Raw genomic sequence first — 14,727 nt, 5'->3', positions numbered from 1 at the left:
CGCGTCAAGAAGCCGTCAAGCCGCCTGGGCTTTTGCCATCTCATTGCGACCGCCAAGCTCAATTTTCCCTGGCCTGCTTCTGGCGATGGCGAGCAGGCCCAAGCCTGCGAGCAGCAGCGCCCAGCTTTCCGGTTCCGGCACGGCGCTGACCCGCAAAACGATGTCGTGCGCGTTGTATTCCAGCGTGAATCCTGGGGTGTCCAAACCATGCCAGCTGATCTGCTGGAAGGTGGATGCGTTCAGGCGCTGATCAAAGCTGACGAGGGTGTAGCTGTCGCCCGCATGCAGCACGAGATCGGGTGCAGCCCAGAGGGATAACTCGCCGTCCAAGCTCACTGCCTTGCTGACGCGCAGCAGATCGGATTGCCCCAGCTGGCCCAGGTCGATGCGCAAGGTCGCCAGCTTGCCAAAGCTCAGGCTGCCGTCCACGCTCAAGGTGCCCAGCTTGGCGCCCTCGCCGGGGTCCAGGGTGCCGGCATGGTTCAGTGCCGAGTTGGCGTTCCAGGTCTTGATCGTGCCGCTGCCCTGTATCAGGCCTACGTTGTTGAACTGGCTGCCGTCCGATGCCAGCACGGCCTCAGAGGCGATGTGGATGCTGCCGGTGTTGCTGAAGTGGCCGTCAACCTGGAAGCTGCCCGCCTGCAAATCCAGGCTGCCCTGGTTGTCAAAGCCGTAGGCCCGTGTCAAACCCAGGCCGCTGCGCACATAGCTGCCTTGGTTGACAAATATGCCCCCGCTATAACTGCCTCCTGAGTCACGCAAAGCCTTGTAGCTATTGCTGTTGCTGGTGCCAAGATCGTTGAAGGTAGCGCCGCTAGCGTTGATGATGGCGCCGCCCCCGCCCAGGGCGCCATTGCCAGCCGTCCAGTTGGAATTGCCTTGCAGGGTCAGCGTGTGTTTGGTGTTGACGGCCTGGGTTCCGGCACCGTTGAAACTGGCGTTTCCGCTCACCACCGTGGCGCCGACGGGCACGGCGCTGATGGCGCCCCCGCCACCCAAGATGCCGCGCTGCATGTCCAACTCGGCGGTGGTGAGGGTGCCGGTGCCGTAGATTTGTGCGCCGCCGCTGTTCAGCGTCAAACGCTGCAGGCTGTTGCTGGACTGGTTGCTGATCTGGGCGTCGCTGACCTCCACCACGCCGCCCAATGTGGCGCTGGCTTCGATGGCCAGCCGGCCATTGCGAAAGTGCATGCGGCCTTGGTTGTCAATGTTGCCAAGCAAGGTGGTCCCGCTGCCATTGAATGCCAGCAGGGCGCCCTCGGCGACGCGGGTTTGACCCGCCAGCCGGCCTTGCTCGCGCAGCTCAAAAGTGCCGGACTGAAGCGCCAGGCTGCCCTGGTTGTCAAAGCCGTAGGCCCGTGTCAAACCCAGGCCGCTGCGCACATAGCTGCCTTGGTTGACAAATATGCCCCCGCTATAACTGCCTCCTGAATCGCGCAAAGCCCGGTAGCTATTGCTGCTGCCGGCGCCCAGGTCGTTGAAGGTCGCGCTGCTGGCGTTGATGATGGCGCCGCCCCCGCCCAGGGCGCCGTTGCCCGTCGTCCAGTTGGAATTGCCCTGCAGGGTCAGCGTGTGTCTGGTGTTGACGGCCTGGGTTTCGGCGCCATTGAAACTGGCGCTGCCGCTCACCACCGTGGCGCCGACGGGCACGGCGCTGATCGCGCCCCCGCCGCCCAAGATGCCGCGCTGCATGTCCAGCTCGGCGGTGGTGAGGGTGCCGGTGCCGTAGATTTGTGCGCCGCCGCTGTTCATGCGCAGGCGCTGGATGCTGGTCGTGCTGGAGAGGCGAGCGCTGCCGCCGGTGAATTCCACCCGATCTTGGCCACCGGGCAGGCCTAGCAGCGACCAGTTGGCGGCGTTCTCCCAGTCGCCGCTATAGGGCAGCCAGAGATAGTCAAGCGCCTGGGCGCTTTGGCAAAGAATAAGTGTGCTGGTGGCGAGGCTGAGTTGGCGCAGCTTAGGGCGCCACTTGCTTGGGATGCTGATCGACATGAGGGTGTTCTCCTTGGATGCGAGTACCTTGGGGTCTGGCCTGTCGGGAATCGGTGGCCACGCCTGCATAGACGGTGGCCGCGTCGATTTGTCAGGGCGAGTTGCAAAAGTTGCAGGGGCCTGCCATCTGCCGGTCCGAACCTACAATCCGCCATCGTTTTTGCCACCTCTTCGAGACCACCATGCCCGTCAATCTCAGCGCCCCCGATCCCGCCTCTCTGCACCCGGTTCCCGGTGTGCGCCTTGGCATCACCCAGGCCGGCATCCGCAAGCAGGGCCGGCGTGATCTGAGCGTGATCGCGCTGGACGAGGGCGCCAGCGTGGCCGGTGTGTTCACCAAGAACCGCTTTTGCGCGGCGCCGGTGCAGCTCTGCCGCGAGCACCTGGCCCTGGCGGGCAATCAGATCCGGGCCATCCTGGTCAATACCGGCAATGCCAATGCCGGCACCGGTGAAGACGGCCTGGCCCGCGCGCGCCAGAGTTGCGAGGCCCTGGCCGGCTTGATGGGCTTGCGGGCCGAGCAGGTCCTGCCTTTCTCCACCGGCGTCATCATGGAGACCTTGCCGGTGGATCGCATCATTGCCGGCCTGCCTGCCGCCTTGAGCGCATTGCGCGCCGACGCTTGGGACGAAGCCGCCCTGGGCATCATGACCACCGACACCGTGCCCAAGGCCGCCTCGGTGCAGGTGGAGATTGGCGGCGTGACCGTCACCCTCACCGGCATCAGCAAGGGCGCCGGCATGATCCGCCCCAATATGGCCACCATGCTGGGCTATGTGGCGACCGACGCGAACATCAACCCCGCCCTGATGCAGGCCCTGGTGACCGAGGCTGCTGACGCCTCATTCAACCGCATCACGATCGACGGCGACACCTCCACCAACGACTCCTTTGTGCTGATCGCCACCCACCGGGCGGCGCATGCCCGCATCGAGTCGCTGGACAGTGCCGAGGGCCAGGCCCTGCGTGCGGCCCTGATCAAGCTCTCGCAGCAGCTGGCCCAGGCCATCGTGCGCGACGGCGAGGGCGCCACCAAATTCATCACCGTGACGGTGGACGGCGGCCGCGATGAGGCCGAGTGCAAGCTGGCGGCTTACGCGATCGCCCATTCACCGCTGGTGAAGACCGCCTTCTTCGCCAGCGACCCGAATCTGGGCCGCATCCTGGCGGCCGTGGGCTATGCCGGCATCGAGGATCTGGACCAGACCCTGATCTCCCTGCATCTGGATGAGGTGCAGGTGGTGCGCAATGGCGGCCGCCATCCCGATTACCGCGAGGAAGATGGCCAGCGCGTGATGAAGCAGGCCGAGATCACCGTGCGGGTGAATCTGCAGCGCGGCGCCGCCACGGCCACCGTCTGGACCTGCGATTTGAGCCACGACTACGTGTCTATCAACGCAGATTACCGTTCCTAAAAATCCACCGCCTTGGTGCGCATACCGCGTGCCACCAAGGTTGCGTTGATCAGCTGAGCTTCTTCGCGGCCGTCAAAAGGCCAGACGGCCGGGCGCCAGCCCTCGGGGGTTTGAAAGATCTGCGCCTGCAGGGCACCGGCATGCATGGGCGCGATCATGCCGCGCATGCGGGCCAGCGTGGCCTCGGCCTCCTGCTTGCTGGCGCTGACCGGGCCCACCAGGGCCACGACCGGCTTGCTGTCTTGCTGGCCGTTCTTGCCGCCCTCGGGTTTGACGACCGAGTGGATGGTCTTGTCATCGGCCTTGCTGCCCAAGGGGCCCAGCTTCTCGACCAGCGGCGTGCCGGTCGAGGGCTTGTCCGCTGACTTCTCCGCAGTCTTGCTCTCGGCCTTGGCTCCGGCCTTGCCTGCGTCTTCCTTGGCCTCGGGTTTGGCGGCTTCTTCGGGCTTGGCGTTAAACGGTGTGCGCTTGGGCAGGGGCTTGACGAAATTGGGGCGGATGTCGGGCGGGGGCTCGCTGGCGGCCTCGGCCGCCGGAGCGGCTGCCGCGCTTGTCGCGGGGACGTCGCCAGGCTTTTGCGGCAGGCTGTCCGACAAGGACGCCGAGGCGCCGCCTTCAGGGGCGGACGCCGCCTCTGCCGCCGCCGATGCAGCAGAGGCAGCGGCTGCTGCAGCAGAAGCGGCCTCGGCTTGTGCGCGAGCCGCCGCTGATGCAGCTTGAGCGGCGGATGCCGCTTGCGCAGCCGATGCCGCCGCCTCCGCTGCCGCCACGGCCTCTTGTTTGGCGTGCTGCTGTTGCAGCAGCAGGGCCGAGCCCAGGCCTGCCAAGCCCAGCAAGACCATGGCCGCCAGGCCCAGGCGCAGCGGGCTCCAGCAGCGCGGGCCGAGGATTGGCGGCTTGCGGCCCACGCCGATCAAGACCCGGCTGCGTGACTTGCCCGCATCGATGGCGGCGCTGATCAGATAGAGCTCAAAGGGCCAGGCGCCGCTGTGCTTGGCCATCATGGCCTCGTCCATGCCCACCACGCGTTGCGGCCAGCTGGCATCGCCCGGCCGGTTCAGAAAACCCTGGGCCCGGGCGAACTTGGCGATACGGGCCGGGCGCAGGCCGGGGATGAAGCGTTCGCTGAAGGCCGGCCAGGCGCTGGACGGGGCGCTGGCAGCACCACGCTGCCAGAACCTGGCGAGCCCGCTCAGGCGTTCGCGCCAGCCGGCCTTGGGCAGAGGCTTGGGGGGCTCTTCGCCGTCGGCCAGGGCGTCCAGATGTTGGGCGGTGGTGTTGGCGTGGGCGTCCAGCGTGCTTTCGCCCGGATCCTGGGCGGCGGCCCCGCCGTCCTCGGCCAGCACCGGTTCTATCGCTTCAGCCAGGCTGCCGGCACGGCCGCCATGGGCGGTGGTCGCACCGGCGCGGCCGCTGCGCACAAAGGGCAGGGCGACGACGCCAATCGTGTGGACGTCGTAGATGGTGATTTTCTTTGCGAGCGGATGGCTGTTATGCCAGGCCACCACGTGCTCGACCAGTCGATCCATGCTTGCGGTCTTGGGTTGATGGGACAGAGGGCAGAGCAGGCCGATGGCCCTGCTCGCTCATGGTGCCTCAAGTATCCCCGCCGCGGAGGTGCGGCGTTGTGGGCAGGGCACGTTTCGATGCCTGGATAAGCGGGCCAATTCTGGACATTGGCGGCGACACCTTCTGCGGTATTGTGGTGCGTACTCACCAAGCTGGTGCGCCTGCGGCGCCGCCGGCGCGCCTCGGGGCGGGGCTGGTGGCGACCCCCGGGTGGCCTGGCCTTGCTGACGGCCTGTTTCGATGGCATGAGGCTTGCAGTGTTGGTGGGTGACAGCCGCTTTTTTGCTCCTCGCTTTTGCCCCGCCCATCATGAGCTCCGCCGCCGACTCTTTGCCTCCTCCCGCCAGGGCTGCCTTCCAGCCCGGCCAGCCGGTGGGCGCCCAGGTCCTGCTGTTCGTTTGCGGGGCTCAGCCCTTGGCTGCGGGCCCGCAGCCGCGCCATCTGCTGCAGGAGGTTCTGGAGGAGTCGGGCTTTGATGTGCAGGTGCTGTGGCTGGATGCCAGCGCGCCGGCGGGCCTGAGCGGCTTGAAGCGATGGGACGCACCGCTGCGGCCCGAGGCCTTGCTGATCGAGGTGGCCGGTGAGCAGGAGGCCCAGGCCTATGCCCTGGTGCAGCAGCTCAAGGTGGCGTTCGGCAGCACGCCTCTGGCCATGGTGGGCGGGGCGGGCGGCGCGGTGCAGATGGCGGCGGCCCTGGCCGCCGGGGTGGTGGATTATCTGGCCCGGCCCCTGCGGCCCCGCGAGGTGCTGGCCTGTTTGGCCCGGCTGATCCAGGGCGCGCGCGCCCAAGGCCTTGGCGCGCCGCAGCCGCAAGCCTCCGCCAAACAGGTTTTGGATGCTTTTGGCAATGCCAGCCTGGTGGTGCAAGAGCGGGACGGCCGCTGCGTCTGGCACAGCAGCCTGGCGCGCGAGCTGATGCAGCAGTACTTCAGCGGCGGGCATTTTGAGCGCGGCCGTCTGCCGCCCGAGCTGCTGCTGTGGTTGCACCGCGAGGCCTTGCGCCGCCGCGCCGGGGCCGATAGCAAGAGCATCACCGTGCTGCCGCAAGCGCATGCCGGCGCCACGCCCAAGGCCCCGGCCGTGCTGGCCCTGGGCCCCAAGCGCCTGAGTTTCGCCCTGCATGCCATGGATGCCGATTCGGTCGGCGAGGGCTGCTGGCTGATCGTGCTGCGGGAGTCCGACGACGCCGCCCTGCTGCATGGCCTGATCCATGCCTTCGGCCTGGTGGCCCGTGAGGCCGAGTTGCTGTACTGGGCGGCCAAGGGCAAGGACGCCCGCGAGCTGGCCGCCGTATTGGGCGGCAGCGCCGCCGAGGTGCAGGCCGGTCTGCAAGCCATGCTCATCAAGTTGGGCGTTAGTACGCTGGACGCCGCCCTGGCCCTGGCGGCCGAGCGGGTGAAGGGCTTGATGGGCTTGAGGGGTTTGAGTCACCCGGCTGATGGCTTTTGAAGTCAAGGGCGTTAGCATGCACGCTGCCCATTCTTCTGCATTTCTGGAGACCCCGCATGAGCACAGGCACCGTTCAACTGCACCGCGTCATACGCGCCAAGCCCGAGAAGCTTTACCGCGCCTTCCTGGAGCCCGATGCCCTGAGCAAATGGCTGCCGCCCTATGGCTTCACCTGCCAGGTCCACCAGCTGGAGGCGCAGGTGGGGGGGCGGTTCAGGATGTCCTTCCGCAATTTCAGCAATGGTCAGAGCCACTCCTTCGGCGGCGAGTATCTGGAACTGCGCCCGGGCGAGTTGCTGCGCTATACCGACAAGTTTGACGACCCCAATCTGCCCGGCGAGATGCAGGTCGAGGTCAAGCTCCGGGCCGTGCTCTGCGGTACCGAGATCAGCATCAGCCAGGCCGGCATCCCGGCCATGATCCCGCTGGAGATGTGCTATCTGGGCTGGCAGGAGTCCCTGGCCCAGCTGGCCTTGCTGGTGGAGCCCGAGATCCCGGCTTGAGGCCCGGCGGCAGCGCCAATCGGGGGCGATTGCCCCAGCGCTTGTTGGAGGTCGCCGCGGTGACAGGATTTTGCGATGCCAGGCGCGATGATGGCCGGCATGGGAACGCTCTATCTTGTCCGCCATGGCCAGGCCTCTCTGGGGGCCGAAGACTACGATCAACTCAGCGAGCTGGGCCGGCGCCAATGCCTGGCCCTGGGCCGTTACTGGCGCGAGCGCGGCCTGGGTTTTGATGCGGTGCTGAGCGGCACGCTGAAGCGGCATCAGCAATCCCTTATTGCTCTCAGCCAGGGCTTGCAACAAGCGGATCTGCCGGCGGCGCTTGCCTGTCCCGGCCTGGATGAATACGACAGCGAGGCCTTGATCCGCGCCGTCCATGCCGGGCCGCTGCAGCGCCCGCAGACGCCCGAGGCCGCACGCGCCCACTTCCGCCTGCTGCGCGAAGGCCTGGCGGCCTGGATGGCCGGCCGCAGCCGGCCCCAAGGCATGGCCAGTTATGCCGACTTCAGCGCCGGGGTGGCCGAGGTTCTGCGCCAGCTGCAGCAGCGGGTGGGCGAGCAGGCTCAGGCCAGGGTGTTGCTGGTGTCCAGCGGCGGGCCCATCTCCACCGCCATCGGCCAGGTGCTGGGCACGCCGGCCGACGCCACCATCGAGCTGAATCTGCGCCTGCGCAATAGCGCCGTCAGCGAGTTCGCCTTCAGCGCCCGGCGCATGGCCTTGCAGACCTTCAACAGCCTGGCTCATCTGGACGACAAGGCCATGCACAGCTTTGCCTGAGTAGGCCCCTGCAGCTGCCGTTCATCCCATGATTCGTGCGCTTCGTCTGCAGCGGGCTTGGTCGTGGCGGGGCACGCTCCTATAGTGCCTCACAGCCGAGGGAGGCCTTGGCGCTTTGACGACAACGCAGGAAAGGTGATGAAGCGATGCGACAAGAGACAGCAAGAAATCTGCGCCTGAGCCCCGGGCTCGTGGCGGTCTTGATGGGCTTGGGGCTGCTGGCGAGCGGCTCTCCCAGCCTGGCGGCCGGCCCGGAGAAAGCGCCCAAGGCGGCCGCTGCGGCGGTGGCGGCCCAGCCGGCCAAGCGCTACACCATCGAGCAATTCATGGCCACCACGGCCATCAGTGGCGCCTTTTTCAGCGCCGACGAGAAGCGCATTCTGTTCAGCAGCAATGCCAGCGGCATCTTCAATGTCTACAGCCAGGACGTGGCGGGCGGCGCGCCGCGCGCCCTGACCAGCTCCAGCACCGACAGCCATTACGCCGTCGGCTACTTTCCCAATGATGATCGTCTGCTGTTCACCCGCGACCAGGGCGGCAACGAGCAGAACCATCTCTTTGTGCGCGAGCTGGACGGCCGCGAGCAAGACCTGACCCCCGGCGACAAGCTCAAGGCCGCCTTTGCCGGCTGGACGGGGGATGGCAGCGCCTTCTTTGTCGTCAGCAACGAGCGCAACCCCAAGTTCTTCGACCTCTACCGCTACGACGCCAAGACTTACGCCCGCAGCCTGGTCTACAAGAACGAGTCGGGCTACGAGGTCTCGGAGCTCAGCCGCGACGGCCGCTGGATCGCGCTGGACAAGGTCAACACCACGGCCGATTCCGATGTCTATCTCTACGACACCCAGACCCAGCAGCTCAAGCACCTGACGCCCCACCAGGGCGTGGCCAGCCACCGTGCCGCCAGCTTCACGCCCGACTCCAAACAGCTGATCCTGCAAACCAATGCCGGGGCCGAGTTCACGCGCTTGCAGCAATACGAGCTGGCCACGGGCAAGACCACCGAGTTGGAGAAGGCCGACTGGGACATCGCCTACACCTATTTCTCCGAGGACGGCCGCTACCGCGTCACCGGCATCAACGCCGATGCCAGCATCCAGCTCAAGGTGGTGGAAATCGTGGCGGGCCAGGAGCGGCCGGTGCAATTGCCCAGGCTGCCGGGCGGCGAGATCCGCGGCGTGAGCTTCTCGCGCAGCGCCGGCAAGATGGCTTTCTACCTGAACGGTGACCGCTCGCCGAACAACCTCTTCGTCTACGACTTTGCCGGCAAACAGGTCAAGCAGCTGACGCAAAGCCTGTCCAAGGAGATCGATCCGGCCGAGCTGGTGGACGCGCGCATCGTGCGCTTCAAGTCTTTCGACGGTCTGGTGATCCCTTCGGTCTACTACCAGCCCAAGGAGGCCTCGGTGAGCAACAAGGTGCCGGCCGTGCTGCTGGTGCACGGCGGCCCCGGCGGCCAGACCACGCGCGGCTACTCGGCCCTGGCCCAGTACCTGGCGAATCACGGTTATGCGGTGCTGGGCATCAATAACCGCGGCAGCTCCGGCTATGGCAAGAGCTTCTTCACCGCCGACGACGGCAAGCATGGCCGCGAGCCCCTGTGGGACTGCGTGGAGGCCAAGACCTATCTGGCCAGCACCGGCGTCATCGACCCGGACCGCATCGGCATCATGGGCGGCTCCTACGGCGGCTATATGACGCTGGCGGCCCTGGCCTTCAGGCCCGAGGCCTTCAAGGTGGGCATCGACATCTTCGGCGTCAGCAACTGGCTGCGCACGCTGGAGAGCATCCCGCCCTACTGGGAGTCCTTCCGCCAGGCGCTGTACCAGGAGGTGGGCGACCCGGTGAAGGATCGCGACTTTTTGATCGCCACCTCGCCGCTCTTCCATGCCAAGGAGATCCAGCGTCCGCTGATGGTGATCCAGGGCGCCAATGATCCGCGTGTCATCAAGCCCGAGAGCGATGAGATCGTCGAGGCGGTGAAGAAGAACGGCGTGCCGGTGGAGTACCTGGTGTTCGACGACGAGGGCCATGGCTTCTCGAAGAAAAAGAACCAGATCGAGGCCAACCGCCGCATGCTGGAGTTTCTGGACAAATACCTCAAGCCCGGGCTGGGTCGGTAAGCGCCGGCAAGCCGGAGTAACGGCGTGTAAAAGCGGGCTGATCCGGCATTTGGGGCTGCGGTATTAATCACAATCTCGCCGTTATTTTCTAACGGGAGAAATGCATGCACCCCATGCCAAAGATGTTGCGCCACTTGCTGGCGCTGAGCGCCGGCCTGGCCCTGGGTGGCCAGGCCTTTTCACATGGCTATATCAGTGCCCCGGAGTCGCGCAATCTGCTCTGCCGCTCCGGCGGCAACAGCGCTTGCGGCGCCATCCAGTGGGAGCCGCAAAGCCTGGAAGCGCCCTCGGGTTGGCCCGAGCGCGGCCCGGCAGATGGCCAGATCGCCAGCGCCGGCCTGTCGCAGTTCTCGCCCCTGGACGAGCAGACCGCCTCGCGCTGGAGCAAGCGGGCCGTCAGCGGCGGCCCCATCAGCTTCAGCTGGACCTTCACCGCCAACCATGTCAGCAAGGGCTGGCGCTACTACATCACCAAGCCGGGCTGGAACCCGAATCAGCGCCTGAGCCGTGCGTCCTTCGAGGCCCAGCCCTTCTGCCAGGCCGATGGCGGCATGCGCCAGCCGCCCAAGCTGCTGACGCATCAATGCCAGCTGCCGGTGCGCACGGGCTATCAGCTGGTGCTGGGTGTCTGGGAAGTGGGCGACACGCCGAACAGCTTTTACAACATCGTGGACCTGATGTTTGCCGATGGCGGCAACCCGCCGGCAACCACCAGCTGGGCCCAGCGCGGCAGCATCTACCCCTCGGTCGATCTGCAGCCGGGCGACAAGGTGGCCACCCGTGTCTTCGATGCCAAGGGCGAACGCCCCGATCTGCAGACGCGCCTGAGCATTGCCAGCGCCTTGGACGGCCAGCGCAACACCTGGCCCTATCTGCTGGCGAGCCGGCTCAACGCTCAGCAAACGCTGCTGCGCGCCGGCCAGTTGGCGGCGGATGGAGTGATCTCGCCGGTGCAGGGCCAGAACGAGGTCTTTGCCCGCCAGGACAGCGGCCTGAACCGCGTCGAGGTGCAGATCGAGAAAGCGGCCATGCCGCCCGGCGTTGATCTGCTGGTGAACGGCCTGGCCGCCCAGCAGACGATTGTGGGCGGCCAGCTGACCCTGCAGTTCAGCGTCACCGCCGTCGGTGAGCTGGAGCTGAATGCCAGCGTCTTCGACCATGGCGGCCGGACCTTGGGCCTGGCCACGGCCACGCTGAACAACACGGGCCAGACCCTGCGCATCGCCATCGACAAGCCCGCGCCCGGCCATCACCAACTGGTGCTCAAGGGCGTGGCCAAGGGCAGCGGCCTCTTGATCCAGAAGACCTTTGACCTGATGTTTGTGGGCGAGCCGGCGCCGGGCGGCAGCTTCCAGTACCGCTTCCCCGAGGGGCTGAAGGCTTACAAGGCCGGTACCCGTGTGTTGCAACCCAGGAATGGCCGCGTCTACGAATGCCGCCCTTGGCCCCATAACGGCTTCTGCGTGCAGTGGAGCCCTTCGACGCCCCAGTTCGAGCCCGGTACCGGCAGTCACTGGCAGGAGGCCTGGATCGCCCGCTGATCTTGAGGCCGGCTTGTTCCACTCGATAGGCAGTTCATCGAGCCAGGAGCCCGTCGGTCGCAGGCGGCTGTTTATCGGGGGCCGCCCCTTTTAGAGTGCTGCTATGAGTCCGGGACAGGCCCGGGCTCGCAACAGTCTTGAGGCCTTGGCGGCCTCGATGAAAGGTCTGCGGTGAAGCTCTTGTTGTGGTTGCTGCTGTTCGTGCTGTGTTGGCCCCTGGCCTTGCTGGCGCTGCTGCTGTGGCCTTTGCTCTGGCTGCTCTCCCTGCCTTTTCGCCTGATCGGTATCAGCGTCGAGGCGGTGTTTGCCCTGCTGCGCGCGCTGCTCTTGCTGCCCGCGCGTCTGCTGGGGCACAGGGGTTCTTGAGCCGAGGCGACGATGCAGGGCCGCAAGGGCCCGCAGCAGCGTAGCGTCAGCGATTCAAGCGTGCGCGCCAGGCCAGATCCGTCCACTGGAACTGGCTTGAGCTGCCGTAGTTGGTGAAGGTGCTGCCCAGACCGGTGTTGTTGAGCGGCAATCCGACGACCTTCATATTCCCGAGGCGCCAGTCGTACTCACCGACATTGCCGTCCACCCGGTGTACAAGCAGCAATTGGTTGCCCGCCGACCGGCTGAGAAAATAGGGGCGCACATTGCTCCAAGCCAATGCCGTGATGGTTTGGCGATTCACCGGGGCATTGAAGCTGCCGCTGCCCGTGTTGTTGAACTGCCAGGCATTGATGGCCGTGCCATCGCTGCGGGCATGCATCACCCAAACATCGGCGAGCGCCGTGGCTGACCTTTGCGTGACCGTCACCTTGGAGCGAGTGGCATCGAAGTTGCTCGCGACCCGTGCATCGTTCACGGCGGCAAAGGCGCTGCCTGTGCTGAGGAAACTGGAGATACGCAGTCCTCCCAAAGCGTCAACCGCGATGACACCGTGACGGCCACTGCCATCCACCCGGGCGCTGAACAAGCGTGCATTGTTTTGCAGGCCTGTGGCCTCGGCCCAAAGCGCCGGCGCTGCAAGCTTCGCGCTGCCCGTGTTGCTCAGCACCCAGAAGTTCAGGCCGCTATCTCCCCGTGTATGGGCGATCATCACATCGGGTTTGCCGTCCCCGTCAAAATCACCCGCCAGATACTGATGGGCCAAGTCGTAGGCATAGGTGCTACTGGTCTGCGCCCAAAGAACGGGTGCCGAGAATCCGCTGCCGGTGCTGGTCAGAACCCAGAAGGCTGTGCCGTCTTGACGCGTGCTTATGACCATCAAATCCGCCTTGCCGTCGCCATTGAAATCGGCCAAAAGAAAGCGGCTCTGATCAAAGCACAGGGCGTTGCCTTGGCAGGTGGGACCGGTAGCGTAGGGGTCGAATTGAACGGCGCCCTCATACCACTTTGCACTGCTCAGGGTGCTGCTTCCTGCGCTCAGATTGCTGACCCAGACATCAATGCCGGGGCCGTCATTGCGGCGGTAGATTTGCACGATCTTGTCCGTGCCGGCGCCGGAGACGTCGCCGACCAAGGCGACCTCGCTATTCATATCGCTGTCGACGGTGGTGATTTCGCGTGCCCAGAGCGCGGTCTCCGGATAGCCGTTTGCGCAGTTGCCAGCGCTGAGCCGGTAGCCTGACTGGACCATGCAGACGCCGTCGTTGGTGAACAGCTTGCCAAAGTCCCAGGGCTGCCATTTTTGGGCGGCATCGGCACTGTTGCAGAACTCCTCTGTTGCAACGCCATCGCGCAAGGCCAGGCAGTTGCCATTGCTGTTCTGAATCAGGGCCGTGCCCCAGTTACCCGCGCTGACCGTGGAGGGGATGTAGCGCCATTGCTGGTGGCTGGCTCCGGCGACGCAGCCGGACACGGAAACGGCCTGATTCACCCCGGCCGAGTTCAGGCAATGCTGGGTGTGCATATTGACGATGGGGGCCCAGGGCGTATCAATGGTGGGCGTGTTGTCCCATGCCATGGCGCTGCGACTGTAGTTGCGGGCGATCCAGTTGCCGTTGTACATGTACTCGCCAAAAATGCCCGCAGCCTGATAGTCGAAGCCCTCGTTCTGCATATAGGCACCGAGCAGATCACGCTTGATCTGCGTTTCCGTCGGCGATACGTTGGCGACCCGGCCGGCGGTGGGATAGGTTTCGTGATAGCTGACCGGCAGGTTCTGGCCGACCTGTCTCAGGGCCTCGCGGGTCAGGCGCGCAGAGTAGATGTGGTCGGGGTGCTCGATATAGGGCAGGGTGTCTGGGTTGAGTGCGAAAACCTGGGTAGCACCGAAGCCCTCGATGAGGCCTTTGACGGTGGCGATCAGATTGGCGCGCGTGTAGGTGTTGGTGGCACCGGATTGCTGCGCGGTGTAGGACCAGGAGGTCAGCGACATGCTGGCGTTGTCAAAAACATTGGCCAGGGGAACGTCGCCGCCTCGCACATTGCCACCTGGCACGCGCATGAAGACCAGGGATACATTGGGTTTACCCACCAGGCTGACGCGCATCAGCTTGTTGTCACCCACCGAAATTGTGTCCGTGGTCCAGTTGGAAGCCACGCCAAACATGCGGGCGTAAGCTGCTTTGGAAGCGGTTTCGCGCACCGGCACATAGTCAAAGCCCGCTCCCGAGGAACCGCCAATGACAAACACCGTGGTCACGCAAGCGCCTTGTCGGGCGGCGGTGCTGATGCCTGGATCAACGAAGAAGAGGTCGTCATCCATATGGCCGACGACGGTGACCAAACTCTTGCCCTGGCAATTTGCCCCCGCCATCAGCAAGCTCGCAGAGGGGCTTGCCGCTTGGGCCGTCCGGCGAGATTCGGTCGCAGGCGCAGCGGCCGGCGTGCTTGTTGGGGCAGGGCTGCTCCCGCCACCGCAGGCGGCCAGCAAGGTCAGGAGAGCCAATCCGGAAATGCTGTATTTGAGAGAATTGCGCATGATCATTCGGTTGATTGTGATATTTGAATAATCACTTTTATCAAAAAAATGAGCAACCCCTTGTTTGCTGGCCTCTGGCTCAGAAAGATTTGCGTAAGTTTTTTCTGCGATGCAAGAGCAGGGCTGCATCGGCCGTGCAAGGTGTAGGTCTAGGGTTCGGTCGTTCGGGCCTCTCAGACCTTGAGTTCCAAGCGCAGCTGCCAACTGGTGTAGCTGCGGCCGCCGCTGTCCGTCGTGATAACTTGTTATGGAGTGGTGGTGGTCTTGCTCCATGTACGCCCAGCCAAGCCATCTTGATTGCTTGATCTAGCTTCAAGCTATGCCGGCTGCGCCCAGCGATGCGGCAGCAGTTCCGCGACTAGGGTGTGTTGACATTCGAGGTAACAATACGACTCCAACCCATTGATCTGGTTGGAGGGACGATGCGTAAACAACTTCGCGATGAGCAATGGA

General features: G+C 65.1%; 10 protein-coding genes. 7 read left to right on the top strand and 3 right to left on the bottom strand.

The genetic code is table 11. The annotated features are described in order from the left end of the window. Window positions 1-15: 15 nt before the first annotated feature. A complete protein-coding gene (locus tag HNP55_RS18520; RefSeq protein WP_184302790.1) occupies window positions 16-1,992 on the bottom strand; it encodes a PEP-CTERM sorting domain-containing protein in 1,977 nt (658 codons plus the stop codon). 182 nt (window positions 1,993-2,174) lie between these two features. Here HNP55_RS18520 and argJ point away from each other — a divergent pair, with 182 nt between their 5' ends. Beyond that, entirely contained in the window at window positions 2,175-3,407 is a 1,233-nt protein-coding gene (argJ, locus tag HNP55_RS18515; protein ID WP_184302787.1) for a bifunctional glutamate N-acetyltransferase/amino-acid acetyltransferase ArgJ, read from the top strand. On the opposite strand, the gene HNP55_RS18510 is transcribed toward argJ, so the two are convergent. Then, window positions 3,404-4,936 (bottom strand): hypothetical protein, encoded by a 1,533-nt coding sequence (locus HNP55_RS18510; protein ID WP_184302784.1) that lies wholly within the window; start codon window positions 4,934-4,936, stop codon window positions 3,404-3,406. The two genes, argJ and HNP55_RS18510, sit on opposite strands and share 4 nt — an antisense overlap. 349 nt (window positions 4,937-5,285) lie before the next feature. On the opposite strand from HNP55_RS18510, the gene HNP55_RS18505 reads away from it, so the two are divergent. From HNP55_RS18505 to HNP55_RS18480, 6 genes are all read left to right on the top strand, one after another. Continuing rightward, entirely contained in the window at window positions 5,286-6,425 is a 1,140-nt protein-coding gene (locus tag HNP55_RS18505) for a hypothetical protein (RefSeq protein ID WP_184302781.1), read from the top strand. A 56-nt stretch (window positions 6,426-6,481) separates the two neighbouring features. Then, a complete protein-coding gene (locus HNP55_RS18500) occupies window positions 6,482-6,928 on the top strand; it encodes an SRPBCC family protein (RefSeq protein ID WP_184302778.1) in 447 nt (148 codons plus the stop codon). Between the two features lie 99 nt (window positions 6,929-7,027). Continuing rightward, a complete protein-coding gene (locus HNP55_RS18495; protein ID WP_184303227.1) occupies window positions 7,028-7,705 on the top strand; it encodes a histidine phosphatase family protein in 678 nt (225 codons plus the stop codon). Between the two features lie 146 nt (window positions 7,706-7,851). Then, window positions 7,852-9,828 (top strand): alpha/beta fold hydrolase, encoded by a 1,977-nt coding sequence (locus HNP55_RS18490; protein ID WP_184302775.1) that lies wholly within the window; start codon window positions 7,852-7,854, stop codon window positions 9,826-9,828. Window positions 9,829-9,932: 104 nt separating this feature from the next. Continuing rightward, window positions 9,933-11,369, top strand: coding sequence for an N-acetylglucosamine-binding protein GbpA (gbpA, locus tag HNP55_RS18485; RefSeq protein WP_221439677.1), 1,437 nt, complete (start codon window positions 9,933-9,935; stop codon window positions 11,367-11,369). A gap of 171 nt (window positions 11,370-11,540) precedes the next feature. Further along, the gene (locus HNP55_RS18480) at window positions 11,541-11,735 is read left to right on the top strand and encodes a hypothetical protein (RefSeq protein WP_184302772.1); all 195 of its coding nucleotides are present in this window, start codon (window positions 11,541-11,543) and stop codon (window positions 11,733-11,735) included. 46 nt (window positions 11,736-11,781) lie between these two features. Here the strand turns inward: HNP55_RS18480 and HNP55_RS18475 are convergent, their stop codons facing one another. After that, on the bottom strand, window positions 11,782-14,403 hold the full coding sequence (locus HNP55_RS18475) for an FG-GAP-like repeat-containing protein (protein WP_184302769.1): 2,622 nt from the start codon (window positions 14,401-14,403) through the stop codon (window positions 11,782-11,784). Between the last annotated feature and the right edge of the window lie 324 nt (window positions 14,404-14,727).

It is taken from the genome of Roseateles oligotrophus, assembly GCF_014204525.1.
GTDB classification, from domain to species: Bacteria; Pseudomonadota; Gammaproteobacteria; order Burkholderiales; family Burkholderiaceae_C; genus Paucibacter_A; species Paucibacter_A oligotrophus_A.
The sequence above is the reverse complement of the archived record's forward strand: the minus strand, read 5'-3'. Positions and strand labels throughout refer to the sequence as shown.

Coding starts and splice junctions, on each gene's coding strand:
- HNP55_RS18520 (WP_184302790.1), bottom strand. CDS start 1,992: ATGTCGATCAGCATCCCAAGCAAGTGGCGCCCTAAGCTGCGCCAACTC.
- argJ (WP_184302787.1), top strand. CDS start 2,175: ATGCCCGTCAATCTCAGCGCCCCCGATCCCGCCTCTCTGCACCCGGTT.
- HNP55_RS18510 (WP_184302784.1), bottom strand. CDS start 4,936: ATGGATCGACTGGTCGAGCACGTGGTGGCCTGGCATAACAGCCATCCG.
- HNP55_RS18505 (WP_184302781.1), top strand. CDS start 5,286: ATGAGCTCCGCCGCCGACTCTTTGCCTCCTCCCGCCAGGGCTGCCTTC.
- HNP55_RS18500 (WP_184302778.1), top strand. CDS start 6,482: ATGAGCACAGGCACCGTTCAACTGCACCGCGTCATACGCGCCAAGCCC.
- HNP55_RS18495 (WP_184303227.1), top strand. CDS start 7,028: ATGGGAACGCTCTATCTTGTCCGCCATGGCCAGGCCTCTCTGGGGGCC.
- HNP55_RS18490 (WP_184302775.1), top strand. CDS start 7,852: ATGCGACAAGAGACAGCAAGAAATCTGCGCCTGAGCCCCGGGCTCGTG.
- gbpA (WP_221439677.1), top strand. CDS start 9,933: ATGCACCCCATGCCAAAGATGTTGCGCCACTTGCTGGCGCTGAGCGCC.
- HNP55_RS18475 (WP_184302769.1), bottom strand. CDS start 14,403: ATGCAGCCCTGCTCTTGCATCGCAGAAAAAACTTACGCAAATCTTTCT.